Here is a 20649-nt window from a genome sequence, read left to right as displayed (position 1 = left end):
ACAGGGAAACAACACGGCATGGTAAAGAAGTCCGAACGCAACCTGCTGGTGGGGCTGGATATCGGCACCTCGAAGGTAGTCGCCATCGTGGGCGAGGCCGGGGAGGACGGCGAGATCGAGGTGGTGGGCATCGGCTCCCACCCCTCCAGCGGCCTGAAGAAGGGCGTGGTGGTCAATATCGAGTCCACCGTCCAATCGGTGCAGCGGGCGGTGGAGGAGGCCGAGCTGATGGCCGGCTGCGAGATCCACTCCGCCTACGTGGGCATCTCCGGCAGCCATATCAAGAGCATGAACTCCCACGGCATGGTGGCCATCAAGGACCGGGAGGTGACCCAGGGCGACCTGGACCGGGTGCTGGACGGCGCACGCGCGGTGGCCATCCCGGCCGATCAGCGGATCCTGCACGTGTTGCCCCAGGAGTTCGTTATCGACAACCAGGAGGGCATTCGCCATCCGCTGGGCATGTCCGGGGTGCGCCTGGAGGCCCGGGTGCACATGGTGACCGGCGCCGTCTCGGCGGCGGAAAACATCACTAAGTGTGTCCGCCGCTGCGGCCTGGAGGTGGACGACGTGGTCCTCCAGCAGCTCGCCTCGGCCCAGGCGGTGCTCACCGACGACGAGCGGGAGCTGGGGGTCTGCCTGGTGGATATCGGTGGCGGGACCACCGATATCGCCGTGTTCACCGGCGGCGCCATCCGCCATACGGCGGTGATCCCCATCGCCGGGCACCAGGTCACCAACGACATCGCGGTGGCTCTGCGCACCCCGACCCAGCACGCAGAGGAGATCAAGGTCAAGTACGCCTGCGCCCTGTCGCAGCTGGCCAATCCCGAGGAGAGCATCGAGGTGCCCTCGGTGGGTGACCGGCCGCCGCGCCGGCTCTCCCGCCAGTCGTTGGCGGCGGTGGTCGAGCCCCGTTATGAGGAGTTGCTCGGCCTGGTGCAGGCAGAACTGCGGCGCAGCGGTTTTGAGGACCTGATCCCGGCGGGCGTGGTGCTCACCGGGGGCAGTTCCAAGATGGAGGGCGTGGTGGACCTGGCCGAGGAGGTCTTCCACTTGCCGGTGCGGGCGGCCAGTCCGACCCAGGTCACCGGCCTCTCGGACGTGGTCCGCAACCCCATCTATTCCACCGGCGTCGGGCTGCTGGTCTACGGCGCCCGGCACGAGGGCAAGCCAGCGCTCACCGACTTCAGCGAGGAGGGCGGGCTACAGGCACTTTGGGCGCGTATGAAGAGTTGGTTCAAGGGCAATTTCTGAGCCAGGGCGAATCCGGGCGGGCGGGTCCGGGGAAGGAAAAGTTACTGCAATTTCTGTATTCGGACCGAAACGGTCCCAGGAGGATAGGGTCATGTTTGAACTGATGGATAACGTCAACCAGAACGCGGTTATCAAGGTCATCGGCGTAGGCGGCGGCGGTGGTAATGCCGTGCAGCATATGGTGGCCGCCGATATCGAGGGTGTGGATTTCATCTGCGCCAACACGGACGCCCAGGCGCTGCAGAACGTGGCTGCGCGCACCACCCTGCAGCTCGGTTCCGGCATCACCAAGGGCCTGGGCGCCGGGGCCAACCCCGGCGTCGGCCGTGAGGCGGCCGTCGAGGACCGCGAGCGCATCATGGAAGCGATTGAGGGCGCGGACATGGTCTTCATCACCGCCGGCATGGGCGGTGGCACCGGCACTGGCGGTGCCCCGGTGGTGGCCGAGATCGCCCGCGAGATGGGGATCCTCACAGTCGCCGTGGTGACCAAGCCCTTCCCCTTCGAGGGCAGCAAGCGGATGCGGATCGCCGAGGAGGGCATCAAGGAGTTGGGCCAGCATGTGGACTCCCTGATCACCATTCCCAACGAGAAGCTGATCAGTGTGCTGGGCAACAACCTGACGCTGCTGGATGCCTTCAAGGCGGCGAACGATGTGCTGCTGGGTGCGGTAAAAGGTATCGCCGAGTTGATCACCCGCCCGGGTCTGATTAACGTGGACTTCGCCGATGTGCGCACGGTGATGTCGGAGATGGGTATGGCGGTGATGGGTACCGGCTCCGCCTCCGGTGAGGGGCGCGCCCGTGAGGCCGCCGAGCGGGCCATCGCCTGCCCGCTACTGGAGGACGTGAACCTGGCCGGGGCCAACGGCATCCTGGTCAATGTCACCGCCGGGCTGGACCTGGGCATCGGCGAGTTCAACGACGTGGGCAATGCGGTGCGCGAGTTCGCCTCCGACGAGGCCACCGTGGTGGTGGGTACCGTCATCGATCCGGAACTCGAGAACGAACTGCATGTCACAGTCGTGGCCACCGGCCTGGGTGCATTCCAGGAGCAGCGCAAGCCCGACCTGAAACCGGTGCGCAAGGCCAGCGGGGATGTGGACTACAACCAGCTGGACCGGCCGACGGTGATCCGCAAGAAGGCGGCCAACGACCGGCCGGGTGTGGAAGACGAGGGCGATATGGAATACCTGGATATTCCCGCCTTCCTCCGGCGTCAGGCGGACTGACCGCTGGCGCCGGCGGTGCCGGCCGGAAAGGGTCGCGGCGCTATGTTGCACTGCACTATACACGGTGCGGTGGATTACAGTAGAATGACGTCGCTCGCCGCCGTCCCACGGGCCCGTTGTGCCCGAAGACGCCGGTGACTGGCAACAATAAACCCTGGAGTTGGCCGTCGACATGATCCGTCAGCGCACGTTAAAGAACAGTATCCGCGCCACTGGCGTGGGCTTGCACACCGGCGAGAAGGTGTACCTCACCCTCCGACCGGCGCCGGCCAACACCGGTATTATCTTCCGACGGGTGGATCTGGACCCGCCGGTGGATATCCCCGGCCATGCGCTGAACGTCGGGGATACCCGACTCTCCACCTGCCTCTCCCAGGGGGAGGCGCGGGTCTACACGGTGGAGCACCTGCTCTCCGCCATGGCCGGCCTGGGGATCGACAACGCCTTCGTCGAGGTGAGCGCCCCGGAGGTGCCGATCATGGACGGCAGTTCGGGGCCGTTCGTGTTCCTGATCCGTTCTGCGGGCATCGAGGAACAGAATGCGCTGAAGCGGTTCATCCGGATCCGCAAGCCGGTGCGGGTGGAGGAGGACGACAAGTGGGCCGCCTTCGAGCCGTTCAACGGGTTCAAGGTGGGCTACACGCTGCATTTCGACCACCCGGTGTTCACCGAGCAAAACGGCTTCGCGGAATTGGATTTCTCCAGCACCTCCTTCGTCAAGGAGGTGAGCCGTGCGCGCACGTTCGGCTTCATGCGCGACATCGAGATGCTGCGGGCCAACCGGCTGGCGCTGGGGGGCAGCCTGGACAACGCCATCCTGGTGGACGACTACCGCATCCTCAACGAAGACGGGCTGCGCTATCAGGATGAGTTCGTCAAGCACAAGATCCTGGATGCCATCGGCGATCTCTACCTGCTGGGCCACAGCCTGATCGGGGCCTTCAAGGGCCATAAGTCCGGGCACTCGCTGAACAACAAGCTGTTGCGGGCGCTGCTGGCGCAGGAGGACGCCTGGGAGGAGGTCACCTTCGATCAGGCCTCCGACTCGCCGATCGCCTACGATCGACCGGGGCTGGCGGTGGCCGGCTGATCGGTGGCGGTCAGCTTCCGACCGGACGAAGGGGCGCCCTCGGGCGCCCCTTCGTCGTTTTAGGGGCGCCGACCCGGGGGCCGGTCGCCGTGCGCCCGGTTACTTCCGCTTCAACACCTCCGCCAGGAAGCGTCCGGTCGCGGTCGACCCGGCGGCCACGGCCTCGGGCGGCCCGGCGGCGACCACCCGGCCGCCGGCGTCGCCCCCCTCCGGACCGATGTCCACCACCCAGTCCGCCTCGGCGATGAGATCGAGGTTGTGTTCGATGACCACCACGGTGTGGCCGGCGTCCACCAGCCGCTGCAGGGCGTCGATGAGTCGCTCCACGTCTGCCATGTGCAGGCCCACGGTGGGCTCGTCCAGGACGTAGAGGGTGTGGGGGGTACGCTGGGCGCGCAGGTCGGGGCGGGCCTTGGCCAGTTCGGTGACCAGTTTGATGCGCTGGGCCTCGCCCCCGGAGAGGGTGGGGCTGGCCTGGCCCAGGGTGAGGTAGCCCAGGCCGACGGCCTCGAGCAGTGTGAGCGGGTGGTGGATGCGCGGTTGCGCGGCGAAGAAGGCGGTGGCCTCTTCCACGCTCATGTTGAGTACGTCGCCGATGTGCCGGCCTTTCCATTCCACGGCCAGGGTCTCGCGGGTGAAGCGCAGTCCGTGGCAGGTCTCGCAGGGTACGGTGACGTCGGGCAGGAAGTTCATCTCGATCCGGCGTACGCCCTGGCCGTCGCAGTCAGGGCAGCGGCCGTCTTTGGTGTTGAAGGAGAAGCGGCCGGGGCCGTAGCCGCGCAGGCTGGCCTCCTGGGTGCCGGCGTAGAGCTTGCGGATGTCGTCCCAGAAGCCGATGTAGGTGGCGGGGCAGGAGCGCGGGGTCTTGCCAATGGGGGTCTGGTCCACCTCCAGCACGCGGTCGACGGCCTGCCAGCCATCCAGGCCGGCGCAGTGGGGCAGTGGTGGGGTCGCCTGGTCCCGTTTGCGGCTCAGCAGGCGTTTCAGGGCGGGTTTGAGGACGCCGCGGATGAGGGAGGATTTGCCGGAGCCGGAGACGCCGGTCACGACCATGAGGCGGCCCAGGGGCAGGTGTAGGTCGTGGCCCTGGAGGTTGTGCAGGGTAGGGGCGTGCAGGGTCAGGACGTCGTGCTCGGCCGGCGTTGTCGGTTGCGGGTGGGACCCTGCCGGGGTGGTGGCCAGGCTGACGGTTCGCCGCTGGCCGCGCAGGGGGTGGTGCAGGGGGTGGCGGAGGTAGCGGCCGGTGATGGAGCGGGGGTGTTGCAGCAGTTGCTCGACGGTGCCGGCGGCGACGACCCGGCCGCCGTTGATGCCGGCGCCGGGGCCCAGGTCGATGATGTGTTCGGCGCGGCGGATGGTGTCTTCGTCGTGTTCGACGACGACGATGGTGTTGCCTTTGCCTTCGAGGCGGGCGAGGACGTCGAGGAGCAGGCGGTTGTCGCGGGGGTGGAGGCCGATGGTGGGTTCGTCCATGACGTAGCAGACGCCCTGGAGGTTTGAGCCCAGTTGGGCGGCGAGGCGGATGCGTTGGGCTTCGCCGCCGGAGAGGGTGGGGGCGGCGCGGTCGAGGCTGAGGTAGCCGAGGCCGACGTCTTCCAGGAAGCGGAGGCGGTGGTGGATTTCCGGGAGGACGTCGCGGGCGATGGTGGCCTCGCGGTCCGTCAATGCCAAGGGTTCTGCATTATCGTTTCCGGGCCCATGTGCGTTTGGTGGTGCGACTTCGACGGGGTTGGACGCGGGGTGGGGGGCGGAGCGCGCCGGTGCCGAGCTGCGCTTCTCCGTCCCGCTGGCGGGGCCGACCGACAGGCCATCCCTGGCCTGACGGTCGGTGGCCGCCTGCTCAGCAGCGCTATCCTGCGCTGCTGGCAGGGCCGGGGCGAGCCATCCGTGGCCCGCCCGTTCGGCGGGATCGGTGTCCACTGGACACCGATCTGTTTCCGCCTCACCCCTGCGGCCACCCTTCGGGCCTGATCCGCCAGCGGGCCGCGCTCCGCTAGGCACCGGCGTGCTCCGCCCCCCACCCCGCTCGGCAGCTTCGGGGTCATCGACTTCGATTTCCTTTGGTCCAGGCTGGGGGGAGTGGGCGCGCATTACCCGGAACCAGGCCCTGGCCTCGCGGACGGTGAGGGCGGAGAGTTCGGGGAGGGTGCGGCCCTGGAAGGTGACGGCGCGGGCCTCGGCGTTGAGGCGGGTGCCGTTGCAGGTGGGGCAGGGGGCGGGGAGGGCGTCGTCGTCGCTTTCGGTCTCCCGCCAGTGGCGCTCTTCGCCGCTGTCCTCGTCGCTGAAGCCTTCCAACACCTCGCCGGTGCCGTAGCAGGTGGGGCACCAGCCGTGGGGGCTGTTGTAGGAGAACTGGCGCGGGTCGGGTTCGTCGAAGCTGCGTTGGCAGCTGGGGCAGGCCCGTTCGGTGGAGAGGGTCTGCAGGGTTCGTTCGGCGGTGAGGATGCGCAGGACGCCTTTGCCTTGTTCCAGGGCCCGGGCGATGGCCTGGCGCAGGGGTTGGGCGTTTTCCGGTTCGATGCGCAGTTCGGCCACGGGCAGGTCGATGTCGTGTTCCCGGTAGCGGTCGAGTTTCGGCCAGTCGGCGGTGGGCAGGAATTCGCCGTCCACGTAGAGGTGCCCGACGCCCTTGCCCGCGGCCCAGCGGGCCAGTTCCTTGTAGATGCCCTTGCGGCCGCTGACCATGGGGGCCAGCAGGTGCAGGGTCTCGCCGCGGTGCTCGCGCAGAAGCTGGGCGTGGATGGCCTCGGGGGTCTGGGCCTGGATGGGCACCTGGCAGGCGGGGCAGTGCCAGGTGCCGAGGCGGGCGTAGAGCAGGCGCAGGAAGTGGTGCAGCTCGGTCAGGGTGGCGACGGTGCTCTTGCGCCCGCCGCGGCTGGTGCGCTGTTCGATGGCGACGGTGGGCGGGATGCCCTCGACGCTGTCCACGTCGGGGCGCGCCGCCGGTTGCACGAACTGGCGGGCGTAGGCGTTGAGTGACTCCAGGTAGCGGCGCTGGCCTTCGTTGAAGAGGATGTCGAAGGCGACGGTGGACTTGCCGGAGCCGGACAGGCCGGTGATGACCGTGAGCCGGTTGCGCGGGATGCGGATGTCCACGCCCTTAAGGTTGTGCTCGCGGGCGTGGTGGATGTCGATGTAGTGCTGCGTCCCCCTGCCGGACATCCCCGGCCCGGGTTCGCCCGAAGCCGCCCCCTCCGAAGCCTCCGCTGTCGTACGGAGGCGCTCTAGTGCCCCGGTGTACTCGGCCAGCGCCCGCCCGGTGTGGGAGAGGTCGCTTTGCGCCATGATCTGTTCCGGTGTGCCGGTGCAGACCAGCCGGCCGCCCCGGTCGCCCCCCTCCGGCCCCAGGTCGATGATCCAGTCCGCCGCCCGCATCACGTCCAGGTTGTGTTCGATGACCAGCAGCGCGTGGCCCTCGTCCTGCAGCCGCCGGAAGGCGCTGAGCAGCACGGCCACGTCGTGGAAGTGCAGCCCAGTGGTGGGTTCGTCAAACAGGAACAGCAGCCGTTGTTGTTGCTTGCGCCGGCCGCTGGTCTTGGCCAGGTGCCCGGCCAGTTTCAGCCGCTGGGCCTCGCCCCCGGACAGGGTGGGGACCGGCTGGCCCAGTTTCAGGTAGCCCAGGCCCACGGCCTGCAGCGGTTCCAGGCTGCGCAGCACGGCCGGGGTGGTGCGGAAGAACTCGGTGGCCTGGTCCACGGTCAGGTCCAGGATTTCGGCGATGTGCCTGGGGCCGTCGCCGGCGGTGCCCAGGTCGGCCCCGGGGTCGGGCAGGCGCTGGATCTCGAGGATTTCCGGGCGGTACCGGCTGCCGTTGCAGTCGGGGCAGCGCAGGTAGACGTCGGAGAGGAATTGCATCTCCACGTGTTCGAAGCCGTTGCCGCCGCAGGTGGGGCAGCGGCCCTTGCCGGAGTTGAAGCTGAAGACGCCGGGGGTGTATTGGCGTTCCCGGGCGAGGGGTTCGGCGGCGTAGGCCTTGCGGATGGGTTCGAAGGCGCCGGTGTAGCTGGCGGGGTTGGAGCGGGTGGTCTTGCCGATGGGGGATTGGTCGACCAGCACCACGTTGTCGATGTGTTCGTCGCCGGTGAGGGTTTGGAAGGCGCCGGGTGGGTCGCCGGGGTGGCCTTTGCGGCGGGCGAGTTCGTTGTGGAGGATGTCGCGCATGAGGGTGGATTTGCCGGAGCCGGAGACGCCGGTGAGGCAGACTAGGGCGGGGTGGACGGGGATTTCCACGGTCAGGTGCTGGAGGTTGTGTTCGGTTGCGCCCTGGATCGTGACCTTGGGGGTGTCAGGCGGTAGCGGGGTCACGGCTTGGCTGGAGCCGTTATTTGGCTCGGAGTCGGGGGCCTGGCGGTGATGGCGGGTGGGTTCGGAGCTCCGCTTCTCCGGGCTCCGGGCGGGGCCGGCCGACAGGCCATCCATGGCCTGACGGCCGGTGGCCGCATCCCTGCGGCCACCCTTCGGGCCTTCTCCGCCCTGCGCCCGCGCTCCGCTACGAACCCACCCGCCATCACCGCCAGGCCCTGCGGGGTTCGGGGCTCCGCCTTCCCCCCACGCGTCTTTACGGTTCCGCCCGGAACACGAACCGCTCTCGGCAGGCGCGTTGCCCTCGGCCTTGCGCTCCTGGAGTCGTGTCCCTGCTTTGTTACAAACTCGGCTGCCGGACTCGCCGGACTCGCCGGACTCGCCGGACTCGCCGGACTCGCCGGACTCGCCGGACTCGCCGGACTCGCCGGACTCGCCGGACTCGCCGGACTCGCCAGGCCCAGCGTCTGCGTCGTTGTGGCCATAGCGATCAGGGCGTGCATTTGTCGGCACCACCTGTCTTCGGCCGGTGAGGTAGTCGGCGGTGAGGGAGTTTTCGGTGCGTAGCAGTTCGGCGGGGGTGCCGTTGAAGGTGATCTGGCCGCCGCGTTCGCCGGGGCCGGGGCCGATGTCGATGAGGCGGTCGGCCGCCTGCATCACGGCCGGGTCGTGTTCCACCACGAGCAGGGAGTTGCCGGCGTCGCGTAAGCGGTGCATGACGGTGACGATGCGGTCGATGTCCCGCGGGTGGAGGCCGATGGAGGGCTCGTCTAGGACGAAGAGGGTGTTGACCAGGGCCGTGCCCAGGGCGGTGGTGAGGTTGATGCGCTGGACTTCGCCGCCGGAGAGGGTGCGGGACTGGCGGTCGAGGGTGAGGTAGCCCAGGCCGACGGTGTTGAGGTAGGTGAGGCGGTTGCGGATGCCCTCCAGCAGGATCTCCGCCGCCTCGTCCAGCGGGGCGGGCAGGTGGATGTCCTGGAAGAAGCGGGCGCAGCGGTCCAGCGGCAGGGTGAGGACGTCGTGCAGGTGCAGGCCGGGCAGGCCGTGGAGGGCGTGTTCGGGCAGGGTGGCGCCGTGGGGGCGGTGGCGCTCGGCGCGGTCGATGACGGCGTCGCTGTCTTCGTGGTTGCCGATGCGCCAGAGCAGGGCGCCGGGCTTGAGGCGGGCGCCGTGGCAGTCGGGGCAGGGGTCGTAGCTGCGGTAGCGGCTGAGTAGCACGCGCACGTGCATCTTGTAGCTCTTGCGCTCCAGATACTGGAAGTAACCATCGACGCCGTACCACTTGCGGCCGTTGAATTTGCCTTCCCCCTGGATGATCCATTGCCGGTCGGCCTCCGGCAGGTCGCGGAAGGGGATGTCGGTGGCCACGCCCCGGCGGCGGGCGTGGAACAGCAGGTCGTCCTGGCACTCGGCGGAGCGGCCGGACTGGAAGGGCTTGATGGCGCCGGCTTCGAGGCTGAGGGCGTCATCCGGGATGACGAGGCGGTAGTCGATGCCCATCACCCGGCCGAAGCCGCGGCAGGTCTCACAGGCGCCCACCGGGGAGTTGAAGGAGAAGAGCCCGGGGGTGGGGTCGTCGTAGTGGATGTCGCAGTCGGCGCAGTGCAGGTCGGCGGAGTAGCGCAGGGGCTTGCCGGGTTCGCGGTTTTCATCCAGCAGGCGCACCTGGATGTGGCCCCGGCCCAGCTTCAGGCCCGACTCCAGGGCCTCCACCAGGCGGTCGCGGCGGTCCGGCACCAGCCGGATGCGGTCGGTCACCACCTCCAGGTGGGTGCGGTCCTCGCCGTGGATGCGGGTGTAACCCTGACCGGCGAGCAGCTCACGCAGGGTGTCGGCGCTGGATTTTTTGGGGATGGCGACCCGGGCGGTGACCATCGCGCGCTCGCCGGCGTGGCCAGCCAGCAGGCGGGCCGCCACCCCCTCGGCGGTGTCGCGCTGGACGCGCTTGCCGCAGCCGCCGCAGTAGAGCTGGGCGGTGCGGGCGAAGAGCAGCTTCAGGTGGTCGTTCAGCTCGGTCATGGTGCCCACGGTGGAGCGGGAGGTGCGCACCGGGTTGGTCTGGTCGATGGCGATGGCGGGCAGCACGCCGTCGATGCGGTCCACCGCCGGGCGGTCCATGCGGTCCAGGAACTGCCGGGCGTAGGGGGAGAAGGTCTCCACGTAGCGGCGCTGACCCTCGGCATAGACGGTGTCGAAGGCCAGCGAGGACTTGCCCGAGCCGGAGACCCCGGTGATCACCACCAGCTCGCCCAAGGGGATGTCCAGGTCGAAGCCCCGCAGGTTGTTCTGGCGGGCACCACGCACCCGGATGCAGTCGCGCGACATTACGTACCTCCAGCGCCGAAGGAAGAGGCCATATACTGCCAGTGACGGCGCGGCTGTGCTAGAATTTAGAATTACTCCAGATTGAAAAACTTTGTTCGGGGTTGTCATGAAACTCTACGTGATTCCGGTGACCTCCTTTCGGCAGAACTGCGCCGTCGTGGCCTGTGAGCGGACCGGGCTGGCGGCGGTGGTCGATCCGGGTGGTGAGGTGGACAAGGTGCTGGCCGAGGTGGAGGACCTGGGGCTGACGGTGGACCGTATCCTGCTGACCCATGCCCATATTGATCACGTGGGCGGGGTCAGGGAGATGGCCGACCGGTTGCAGGTGCCCATTTTCGGCCCGCACCAGGCGGATCGGGAGCTCCTGTCGCAGTTGGATGAGCAGGCCCGGATGTTCGGTCACCCGCCGGCCCCGGCGTTCGAGCCGGACCACTGGGTGGAGGACGGTGAGATCGTGCGGGTGGGCGAGGTGGCCCTGCGGGTGGTGCTGGTGCCGGGACACACCCCGGGCCATGTGGCCTATTTTGACCCGGAGAGCCGGTACGCCCTGACCGGAGACCTGCTGTTCCAGGGCGCCATCGGCCGCTCGGATTTCCCGGGGGGCGATCACGACACCCTGGTGCAGTCCATCCGCGAGAAGCTTTTCCCGTTGGGGGATGATGTGACCTTCATCCCGGGCCACGGACCGGCCAGCAGCTTCGGCGAGGAGCGTCGCAGCAATCCCTTTGTGGGCGACGCCGCCATCGTCGCCTGACGCGGGCCGGGTTCAGCCGCCGGCGGGGGCTCGCATCGCTGGCGGTGCCGGGGCCGCCCGGGCGCAGAGGCCGGCCACCAGCACGTAACCCACCATCGCACCCGCCAGGGCGGTCACCGACCAGCCCCGGTCCAGCAGCACCCCGGCCACCACCGGGGCGATCGCGGTGCTGGCCACCATTACCCCGTGGGCCATGGCCCGGATGGCGCCCAGGTGGCGCACGCCATAGCGCTCGGCCCAGATGGCGCCGCCGGCGGTGGCGCCCCAGCCCAGCGTTGCGCCGGTGAGTGTCAGGTAGGCGAAGGGCACCCACCCGCCACCGCCGCCGAAGGCCAGGATCAACAGGCCGAGGCCGATGGGCCCCAGGGCCAGGGGCAGGGCCCGGTGGGCGCCGATGCGGTCCACCAGTGGGCCGGCCAGCAGCAGGCTGGCCAGGTGGCCGGCGGCGAAGCCGGTGAAGGCGGCGCCCATGAGGGGCAGCGGCCATTCCCGGGCCTCGGCGATGGCAGCCTGGTGGAAGAGCATGGCGGTGACGATGAACGGGGCGGCGAGCACCGCCGGCAGCAGCAGGTAGAAGCCCGGATCCCGCAGAGCGTCTCGCCGGCGATGGCCGTTGTCGGTGCCGCCCGCCTCCCGAGCGGCCTCCGCCGCACTGGGGGCGTGCCAGGTGAGCCGCAGCAGCAGCGGCAGCATGCAGAGCAGCAGGAAACCCGCGCCCAGGAGCCAGGGCATGCGCCAGCCCCCGAGCCCCATAATGGCCACTGCCGCTGCCGGCAACAGGGCCTCGGCGAGGGGAAAGCCGCTGGCCGCCAGGGCCATGACCTTGCCGCGGTGGGTGGAGAAATAGCGCCCGGCGGCGGTCAGGCCCAGGTGGGCGCTGAGCCCCTGGCCGGCGAAGCGGATGAGAAGGAAACCTGGGAGCAGTAACGCCGCCGTGGGGGCCAGTCCCACGGTCAGGCAGCCCAGTGCCAGCAACAGCAGGGTCACCGCCACCGCCCGGCGCAACGGCCAGTGGTCCACCCAGGCCCCGGCCCGTAGCAGCAGCAGGGCGCTGACCAGGGTAGCGGCGCCGTAGAGCGTGCCGTAGGCGCTGTGGCTGAGGTCGAAGGCCGCGCGAATCTCGCCGCCGAAAACCGACATCAGGAAGGTTTGGCCAAAGCCGGAGGTGGCCGTGGCCAATAGCGCAAAGGCGGCCAGTTCAGGCCGTGGCTGGAGGAATCGAGGCAAGGGCAGCATCGACCCATTGTAAAGGCGCTTGCAAGGGGCGCCCACTGGGGTACGCTGGTATTGCCACACCGCGAATGGGTCCGGCCCAGTGCCGCCAAGGAGGCCGCCATGCTCAACGTGAACCCCGACCTGGTCTGCAACCTGATCCAGCGGATCCGGGAGTTTCAGGCCCAGGAGGACGTGGTCATCCCGGACGATGGTCCCACCAGTTACAGCGAGGATTGGGCCATGCAGGTCCTGGCCGGCCACGCCGATGACCTGACCTACCAGGAGTGCGTGGAGACCATCGCCGATCTGGAACCGGATCAGCAGATGGAGCTGGTGGCCCTCATGTGGTTGGGGCGGGGTGATTTCGAGGCCGACGACTGGTCCGGTGCGCGGGCCGCGGCGCAGCAGGGCTGGACCCCACGCACCGGGGAGTACCTGCTCTCCACGCCGTTGGCACCGGATTACCTGGAGGAGGGTCTGGAGGCGCTGGGCTACGACTGCCACCAGTGACCGCCGCCGGCGTGGCGCGGGTGAAGCGCGCGCCACGCCGATCACCACCCTTCACGCCAGCCGTCCGGCCCGTTACTCCGTCAGGATATCGAGGACATCCAGCACCAGGCCGGTGGTCTCGAGGACCCGCACGACCTGGTCCTCCAGCTCCAGCAACTCCGTGTCCGTTGGCTGCCGGGGCAGACGCCGGCGCAGGTCCGGGGAGACCCGGCTGTAGCGGATCAGCTCGCTGTCCACCACCTCGCCGCGGGCCACCTTGCGTTGCCAGCCGGGCGGCAGCTCGCCGCCCCGCTCCAGGCGCTGCTGCAGGCCCGGGGGCAGGGTACGCTGGCCGCCGGAACGCCCCGGGGTCTGCGGTCGTCCTGGTGGGCCGCCGGCGACGGTCTCATCCTGGCGCTCGCGCAGCCATTCGCGGATGATCTCCCGCTCCTGATCGCGGAACCGGCCCTCGCCATACTCGCTGCGCCAGCGTTCCACCCGGTCGTCCGAGCGCTGCCGGTCGTCCCGGCGCTGGTCGCTGCTACGCGGCTCGGACCGTTGCCCCGGCGGGCCACGCTCGGCGCCGGCGGCACCGGGGCCGGCGTGCCCCGGCGGCTGGGCGTTGAGGGTGAGTGGGGCCAGCAGGAGGCCGGCGGCCAAAAGGGCAACGGTGTAGGGTCTGAATCGGCGCATGGGCTCTCCCTGTGCTGGTGGCTCGCTGCTTGGGCCCGCCGCGCGGTGCCCTGTACTGTAACAGTCTAACGCCTCTTCACGGCCAGCGCCGTCGGCATGGCGTCACCCCTGGTCCGGCCGCGTATCGCCTGTGGCGGGCCGGGCCGTGTCGGTGCGGCGGTGGATTGTGCTAAAAGAGGCGCGGTGGCTTCTGTACCATGCGGGGAGGGGCCTGCCGGGGTCGCCCCGGACAGGGGTGGGCGATGGCGGCGCCGGCAGGCGGTCAGGACTTCCGGAGGGCTGTGCAGTTGGGTCGATTGCGAGGATGGCTGTTCCCCCTGGTGGCGTTGGCGTTGCTGCTGGCCCTGGTGGGCTGGTTGGCCGGCGGCGCCGGTGAGGGCCACCAGGTGGTGGACCGTGGCCAGCCCGCCGACCGGGGCCAGCTCGAGGCGCGACGCGGTGCGCTGGTGGACGAGGTGGTGTTCACTGAGCAGCGGGACGTGGGTCAGGTGACCGGGCTGATCGAGCGCGGCAGCCACCAGGTGTTCGCCCAGGGCATCACCCGGCCGGGTCTGTTCCACCGGCTGCGCGATTCCGCCGCCACCGCCCACGACCTCTCCTACGGCACCTCGGTGGAGCTCACCCTCAACCCCTCCGGTCCGGAGTTTGCCGACGGCCGGCTCAACCCCTTCGCCGTACCGGCCATGCGTGAGGCGCTCAACTGGCTGGTCAACCGGCGCCACGTGGCCGAGGAGATCTACGGCGGCCTGGCGGTGCCCCGCTACCTGCCGTTGAGCACCGCCTTCCCGGATTATGCCCGCCTGGCCGAGACCGCCCGTGAGCTGGAGCTGCGTTACGCCCACAATCCGGCCCGGGCCCGCGAGGTGATCCGCCACGAGATGGGGCGGCTGGGCGCGGAGCTGCGGGAGGGGCAGTGGTACTACGGGGGCGAGCCGGTGCAGCTCACCCTGCTCATCCGCAACGACGACGAGCGCCGCCGCATCGGCGATTACCTGGGCAACCTGCTGGAGGCGGAGGGGTTCCGGGTGGAGCGGCTCTACCGCACCGCCGAGGAGGCCTCGCGGATCTGGATTGCCGGCGACCCGTCGGGGGGGCGCTGGCACATCTACACCGGGGCCTGGGTCTCCACCCTGATCCAGCGCGACCAGGCGGAGAACTTCAGCTATTACTACACCCCGCGCGGGCGCGCCGAACCCCTCTGGCAGGCCTACGAGCCGGACCCCACCTTCGACGACATTGCCGACCGGCTGCAGCGCCGCGACTACCGGGACTGGGACGAGCGCCAGGCCCTGATGCGCCAGGCCCTCGACCTGGCCATGGGGGATTCCGCCCGGGTCTGGCTGGTGGACCAACTCAATGTCTGGCCCCGGGCCCGCGACGTGAACCTGGCCGGGGACCTGGCAGGCGGCACGTCCGGCTCTGCCCTATGGCCCTACACCCTGGGCTACGAGGGGCGGCTGGGTGGCCGGGTGGTCATCGGCACGCCGGAGATCATCACCGAGCCCTGGAACCCCATCGCGGGGAGCAACTGGATCTTCGACCGGATGATCACCCGCGCGCTCAGCGACCCGCCGGTGCTGCCCGACCCCTTCACCGGCCTGCACCACCCCCAGCGCCTGGCGCGTGCCGAGGTCACCGTGGAGGCCGAGACCCCGGTGAACAGCACGCTGGACTGGGTGCAGGTGGACACTGTCGAGACGATCCGTGTGCCGGACGGGGCCTGGGTGGACTGGGACAGCGGCGAGCAGCGCTTTGTGACCGCCGCCGAGGCTGAGCCGGACGGGCTCACCGCCCGCACCCGGGTGCGGTTGATCTACGAGCCGGGCTACCTGGAGCGCCGCTTCCACGACGGCACCCGCGCCTCGTTGGCCGACGTGGTGTTGCCCTGGATCCTCACCTTCGAGCGTGCCGACGAGGATAGCCCGCTGTTCGACGTCGCCCACGTGCCGGCCTACGAGGCCTTCCGTCGCCATTTCCGCGGCTGGCACATCGTCTCGGAGGACCCGCTGGTGATCGACGTCTACAGCGACCAGATCTTCCCGGATGCCGAGACCATTGTCGCCGCCCGCGCCCCCGGCACCACCCCCTGGCACATGTTGGCCCTGGGGATTATGGCCGAGCGCGAGGGCAGTCTGGCCTTCTCCTCCAACAAGGCCGACCGGTTGCGGGTGGACTGGTTGAGTCTGGTCTCAGGACCGAGCCTGCCGGTGCTCAGGCGCCAACTGGAGCGGCTGCAACAGACCGACCATCTGCCCTATGCCCCGACGCTCGCCCAGTACCTGACGCCGGATGAGGCGGCCGCGCGTTACCAGGCCCTGGCGGATTGGTACGCCGCCCGGGGGCACTTTTACGTGGGCGACGGGCCCTTCTACCTGCGCGGCGTGCACCCCGTGGACGGCAGCGTGGTGCTGCGCCGGTTCACGGACTTCCCCGACCCGGCGGACAAGTGGCTGCAGTTCGCCGAGCCGCAGATCCCCGAGCTGACCCTGGACGGGCCGGTGGTGGTGGCCCACGGGGAATCGGTGGCCTTTGAGCTGGCCGTCACCTTCGAGGGCGAGCCCTATCCCCGTGAGGCCATCCAGCAGGTCCAGTTCCTGCTCTTCGACGGTGACAACCGGCTGGCCCACCGGGGCGAGGCCGAATACCGCGGCGAGGAACGCTGGCGCGTGTCGGTCCCCGCCGAGGTGCTGCAGCGGTTGGGGCGGGGCGCCAACAGCCTGGAGATCGCCGTCACCACCGACCGCGTGGCCCTGCCCGCCTTCGCCTCTCACGCCTTTGCCACTGTGCCGGGCGGGAAGCCGCTGGCGCCGCCGTTGGAGGTGTCGCCATGAGCCTTCGGCCCACCCTGAAACCGTCGGGGCGGGCCCGCGGTCGCTGGCGGGATGTCTGGCGCATGCTGATCTTCTCCGGCAAGCGGCTGCTGGCGCTGTTGCTCACCGTGCTGGCGGGGGTTTACCTCACCATCATTATCGCCAACATGGGCGGGCAGGTGGATGAGCTGCGCCTGGTGCAGATCCGCGGTGAGATCTCCGAGGCGGTGCGCGCGGACCCCGCCTTCCAGGACATGAGCAGCGCCGAGCGCAACGAGCTGATCCAGCGCCAGGTGGCCCTGGAGGTGGAGCGACTGAACCTGGATCAGCCCTTCATCCTGCGCAGCTTCGACTACCTCTACCGCGCCATGCGCCTGGACCTGGGCCGGGCGGAGCAGATGCACAGCGATGCCGGCTCGCGCCAGGTCTTCGATATCATCGTCGAGCGCTTGCCGGCCACATTGCTGCTGTTTGGTACCGCCAACCTGCTGATCTTCCTGACCTCGGTCTGGGTGGCGTTGCACCTCTCCCGGCGCTACGGCAGCGTGCTGGACCGCAGCGTGGTGGGGCTGGCGCCCAGTTCGGCGGCGCCCGCCTGGTTCTACGGCATGTTCCTTATCCTGGTGTTCGCCTTCGTGCTGCCGGCGCTGCCCTCCGGCGGCATGGTGACCGCGCCGCCGCCGGAGGGCCGGCTGGACTACCTGGCCAGCGTGGTGCGGCACATGGCGCTGCCGCTGGTGGCCATGTTCCTGTCGCAGATCTTCATCTCCATTTACTCCTGGCGCACCTTCTTCCTAATCCACTCCAGCGAGGACTACGTGGAGATGGCCCGGGCCAAGGGCTTGCCGGAATACCTGATCCAGCGCCGTTACATCCTGCGGCCCACCCTCTCGCCCATCGTCACCAGCTTTCTGCTGATGCTCATCGGGCTGTGGAGCGGGGCGATCATCCTGGAGCAGGTCTTTAACTGGCCGGGCCTGGGCACCCTGGTCTTCCAGGCCATCGGCCACCGGGACACGCCGGTGATCATCGGCACCGTGGTGATCTTCGCCTACCTGCTGGCGGCCACCGTCTTCCTGCTCGATATCCTCTACGGCATCCTGGATCCGCGGGTGCGGATCGAGGGGGGGCGATGAGGCGCTGGCTGGAGGGGCTGAAGCAGCTGCGCCGCTACCCCTCGGCGGTGTTGGGCACGGCGCTGATCCTTTTTTTGATCGGGTTGGCGGTCTACACCGTGGTGGCCATCCCCTACAGCCAGGCCTTGGACCTGTGGCGGGGCGGCGAGCAGTGGCGGATGCACCCGGTCAATGCCTCGCCGGTCTGGACGGACAGGTTGCGCGGCGGCGATCTGCCGGAGACGCAGATCATCTCCAGCGCCGATGTCACGCCGGAGGCGGAGCCCTTCCCCGGTGGTCGTCGGCTGCAGATTCCCCTCAGCTTCGATTACCAGAGCAGTGCCTTTCCCAGCGAGATCAACCTCTTCCTGACCGCGGAGGAGCAGGCCCGGGCGCCCTTCGTGCGCCTGATCTGGCAGGCGCCGGACGGCCGCGAGGAGGTGCTGGGAGGGCGGCGAATGGCGCGGGAGGAGCGGGTCTCCATCTCCCAGGACTGGGCGCTGGAGCGGCGCCTGGGGCATATCCCCCACGTAGGGCTGATGCTCGACCCGGAGACCGCCGATCGCCCCGGTCCGGCGGTGCTGCAGGGCACCCATACCCTGCTGCTGGACGTGGTGCTGTTCGACGAGAACGCGGGGCTCGACGCCGACCTGGTGGTCTACGGCCGGGTGCACGGGGTGGCCGGCACCGACCACCAGCGCCGCGACCTGATGGTGGCGCTGATGTGGGGCACCCCGGTGGCCCTGGCCTTCGGGCTGCTGGCGGCGGTGGGCACCACGGTCACCACCCTGGTGATCGCCGCCATGGGGGTCTGGTACCGGGGCTGGGTGGACGCGGTGATCCAGCGCCTCACCGAGGTGAACATGATCCTGCCCATGCTGCCCATCCTGGTGATGGTAGGCACCCTCTACTCCACCAGTATCTGGCTGATGCTGGGGGTGGTGGTGGCGCTGGGCATCTTCAGTGCCGGCATCAAGATGTACCGGGCCATGCTGCTGCCCATCCGCGAGGCCCCCTACATCGAGGCGGCCAAGGCCTACGGGGCCAGCAACGCCCGCATCATCCTGCGCTACATGGTGCCCCGGGTGCTGCCGGTGCTCATCCCCACCTTCGTCACCCTGATCCCCACCTTCGTCTTCCTGGAGGCCTCGCTGGCGGTGCTGGGGCTGGGCGACCCGGTGCTGCCCACTTGGGGCAAGGTGCTCAACGACGCCCAGGAGCAGAGTGCGTTGTACAACGGCTTCTACTACTGGGTGCTCTCCCCCGCCTTCCTGCTCATGCTCACCGGGCTGGGTTTCGCCATGCTCGGCTTTGCCCTGGACCGGGTCTTCAACCCGCGACTGAGGAACCTCTAGCACTATGACCGAGACCCTGCTGCGCGTGGAAGACCTTCGCCTGGCCTACCGCACCGAGCGCGGGGTGGTGCAGGCGGTGGACGGGGTCAGTTTCGACCTGCGCCGGGGCGAGGCGGTGGTGGTGCTGGGGGAGAGCGGTTGCGGCAAGAGCTCGTTGGCCAAGGCCCTGCTACGCATCCTGCCGCGCAACGTGCACAGCCATACCGGCCGGGTGTGGCTGGGCGATACGGACGTGATGGCGCTGCCGGTGGAGCGCTTCCGGCGCGAGGTGCAGTGGCTGCGCATCGCCATGGTGATGCAGGCGGCCATGAACGCCCTCAACCCGGTGGTGCGGGTGGGGGAACAGGTGGCCGAGCCGCTCGTGGTGCACCGGGGCTGGTCGCGGAAGAAGGCCATGGGCAAGGCGGCCGAGGTCTTCCAGCGGGTGGGGGTGGCCACCGATTTTCTCACCCGCTATCCTTTCGAGCTTTCCGGCGGCATGCGCCAGCGGGCGGTGCTGGCCATGGCGCTGATCACCGAGCCGGATCTGGTCATTCTGGACGAACCCACCTCGGCCCTGGACGTGCTCACCCAGGCCAGCATCATGAATGTGCTCAAGCGCATCAAGCGCGAGCAGGACACCAGCTTCATCCTGATCACCCACGACGTGGCCACCTCCAGCGAACTGGCCGACCGGGTGGCCCTGATGTACGCCGGCCAGGTGGTCGAATACGCCGATGCCCGCCGCTTCTTCACCGAACCGGCCCACCCCTACTCGCAGATGCTGATGGCCAGTGTGCCGCGGCTCCACCAGACCGAGGCGCCGGTGCATATCCCCGGCCAGCCGCCGGACCTGCTCGCACCCCCTGCGGGGTGCCGCTACGCGGACCGCTGCCCCCACCGCTTCGGACGCTGTGCCGAGGATCCGCCACCGCAGCGGTTGGGCGAACGTCACCACGTGCGTTGCTGGCTTTATGGAGGCCGCCGATGAGCCGGACCGCGAATGCCGTGCCATCGCCGCCCGACCGGCGGCGAGCGGGTGCGGGGGAGACCCTGCTGGAGGCCCGCGACCTGCACACCTGGTTCGAACTGCGCCAGTGGGGCTTCCTGCGGGTGGGCCATGTGCGCGCGGTGGACGGGGTGAGCTTCGCCCTGCGCCGGGGCGAGGCGGTGGCCTTCGTGGGCGAGAGCGGCTGCGGCAAGAGCTCCCTGGCCCGCACCCTGCTGGGGTTGCACCGCCCCACCCGGGGGGAGGTGGTGTTCGAGGGGCGGCATCTGGAGGCGCTGGATAAAGCCGGGTTGACGTCCTACCGGGCTCGGGTGGGCTACGTGCAGCAGGACCCGTATGGCGCGCTGCCCCCCTTCATGGACGTGGGCCGCATCCTGGAGGAGCCGTTGATCGTGCACGGGGTGCGCGACCGGGTCGAGCGCCGTCGCCGGGTAAGGGCGGCGTTGGAGGAGGTGCGCCTGTCGCCGCCGGAGGCCTATCTGGGCAAGTTCCCCCACCAGCTCAGCGGCGGGCAGCAGCAGCGCGTGGTGATCGCCCGGGCGCTGGTGCTGGCCCCGGCGCTGGTGATCGCCGACGAGCCGGTCTCCATGCTGGACGCCTCGGTGCGGGTGGAGATCCTGCGCCTGCTGCGCCAGGTGCAGACCGAGCGCGGCCTCACCCTGGCCTTCATCACCCACGACCTGTCCACCGTGCGCCATTTCGCCGAGCGCATCTTCGTGATGTATGGCGGCCGGGTGGTGGAGCAGGCGGCGGTGGACGAGCTGCTGGATCACCCGCAGCACCCCTACACCCAGGCCCTGCTCAACGCCATCGCCGACCCGGACCCGGACAACGCCGCCGAGGAGCGCCCGGTGCCGGCCGGCGAGGCCCCCAGCCTGGCCAGTCCGCCGCCGGGGTGCCGTTTTCACCCCCGCTGCCCGCACGCCATGGCCGGGCTCTGCGACGTGGAGGAGCCCCACGACTTCGAGCCCCGGCGGGGGCATTACTCGGCCTGCTGGCTGCACCGCTAGGCCATCGGCGCGGCG

13 protein-coding genes are annotated in these 20649 nt (G+C 69.5%); 10 read left to right on the top strand and 3 right to left on the bottom strand.

Annotation, left to right across the window (positions count from 1 at the left end; translation table 11 throughout):
- The first annotated feature begins 18 nt into the window (after positions 1-18).
- From ftsA to lpxC, 3 genes are all read left to right on the top strand, one after another.
- Positions 19-1257: a cell division protein FtsA gene (ftsA, locus tag MLG_RS11090; RefSeq protein ID WP_011629924.1), complete on the top strand. Its 1239-nt coding sequence runs from the start codon at positions 19-21 to the stop codon at positions 1255-1257.
- A gap of 91 nt (positions 1258-1348) precedes the next feature.
- Positions 1349-2488 carry a cell division protein FtsZ gene (ftsZ, locus tag MLG_RS11085; RefSeq protein WP_011629923.1) on the top strand — a complete coding sequence of 380 codons (1140 nt, stop codon included), beginning with the start codon at positions 1349-1351 and terminating at the stop codon, positions 2486-2488.
- 172 nt (positions 2489-2660) lie between these two features.
- Entirely contained in the window at positions 2661-3578 is a 918-nt protein-coding gene (lpxC, locus tag MLG_RS11080; RefSeq protein ID WP_011629922.1) for a UDP-3-O-acyl-N-acetylglucosamine deacetylase, read from the top strand.
- A 99-nt stretch (positions 3579-3677) separates the two neighbouring features.
- Here the strand turns inward: lpxC and MLG_RS15780 are convergent, their stop codons facing one another.
- Positions 3678-10205 (bottom strand): excinuclease ABC subunit UvrA, encoded by a 6528-nt coding sequence (locus MLG_RS15780; protein WP_011629921.1) that lies wholly within the window; start codon positions 10203-10205, stop codon positions 3678-3680.
- Between the two features lie 106 nt (positions 10206-10311).
- Here MLG_RS15780 and MLG_RS11070 point away from each other — a divergent pair, with 106 nt between their 5' ends.
- A complete protein-coding gene (locus MLG_RS11070) occupies positions 10312-10959 on the top strand; it encodes an MBL fold metallo-hydrolase (RefSeq protein WP_011629920.1) in 648 nt (215 codons plus the stop codon).
- 12 nt (positions 10960-10971) lie between these two features.
- Here MLG_RS11070 and MLG_RS11065 read toward each other — a convergent pair whose 3' ends face one another.
- Positions 10972-12195 (bottom strand): MFS transporter, encoded by a 1224-nt coding sequence (locus MLG_RS11065; RefSeq protein ID WP_011629919.1) that lies wholly within the window; start codon positions 12193-12195, stop codon positions 10972-10974.
- A gap of 99 nt (positions 12196-12294) precedes the next feature.
- Here MLG_RS11065 and MLG_RS11060 point away from each other — a divergent pair, with 99 nt between their 5' ends.
- Positions 12295-12684, top strand: coding sequence for a DUF3775 domain-containing protein (locus tag MLG_RS11060; RefSeq protein ID WP_041718040.1), 390 nt, complete (start codon positions 12295-12297; stop codon positions 12682-12684).
- A 72-nt stretch (positions 12685-12756) separates the two neighbouring features.
- Here the strand turns inward: MLG_RS11060 and MLG_RS11055 are convergent, their stop codons facing one another.
- Positions 12757-13356 carry a hypothetical protein gene (locus MLG_RS11055; protein WP_011629917.1) on the bottom strand — a complete coding sequence of 200 codons (600 nt, stop codon included), beginning with the start codon at positions 13354-13356 and terminating at the stop codon, positions 12757-12759.
- Positions 13357-13598: 242 nt separating this feature from the next.
- On the opposite strand from MLG_RS11055, the gene MLG_RS11050 reads away from it, so the two are divergent.
- From MLG_RS11050 to MLG_RS11030, 5 genes are all read left to right on the top strand, one after another.
- Positions 13599-16187: an ABC transporter substrate-binding protein gene (locus MLG_RS11050; RefSeq protein ID WP_011629916.1), complete on the top strand. Its 2589-nt coding sequence runs from the start codon at positions 13599-13601 to the stop codon at positions 16185-16187.
- A 62-nt stretch (positions 16188-16249) separates the two neighbouring features.
- Positions 16250-17302: an ABC transporter permease gene (locus MLG_RS11045; protein WP_408626111.1), complete on the top strand. Its 1053-nt coding sequence runs from the start codon at positions 16250-16252 to the stop codon at positions 17300-17302.
- A complete protein-coding gene (locus MLG_RS11040; RefSeq protein WP_011629914.1) occupies positions 17299-18636 on the top strand; it encodes an ABC transporter permease in 1338 nt (445 codons plus the stop codon). The genes MLG_RS11045 and MLG_RS11040 overlap by 4 nt, the downstream gene beginning before the upstream one ends.
- A 4-nt stretch (positions 18637-18640) precedes the next feature.
- On the top strand, positions 18641-19606 hold the full coding sequence (locus MLG_RS11035; RefSeq protein ID WP_011629913.1) for an ABC transporter ATP-binding protein: 966 nt from the start codon (positions 18641-18643) through the stop codon (positions 19604-19606).
- The gene (locus tag MLG_RS11030) at positions 19603-20634 is read left to right on the top strand and encodes an ABC transporter ATP-binding protein (protein WP_011629912.1); all 1032 of its coding nucleotides are present in this window, start codon (positions 19603-19605) and stop codon (positions 20632-20634) included. The genes MLG_RS11035 and MLG_RS11030 overlap by 4 nt, the downstream gene beginning before the upstream one ends.
- Positions 20635-20649: the final 15 nt, after the last annotated feature.

The sequence above is a fragment of the Alkalilimnicola ehrlichii MLHE-1 genome (assembly GCF_000014785.1).
Classification (GTDB): Bacteria; Pseudomonadota; Gammaproteobacteria; order Nitrococcales; family Halorhodospiraceae; genus Alkalilimnicola; species Alkalilimnicola ehrlichii.
The sequence above is the reverse complement of the archived record's forward strand: the minus strand, read 5'-3'. Positions and strand labels throughout refer to the sequence as shown.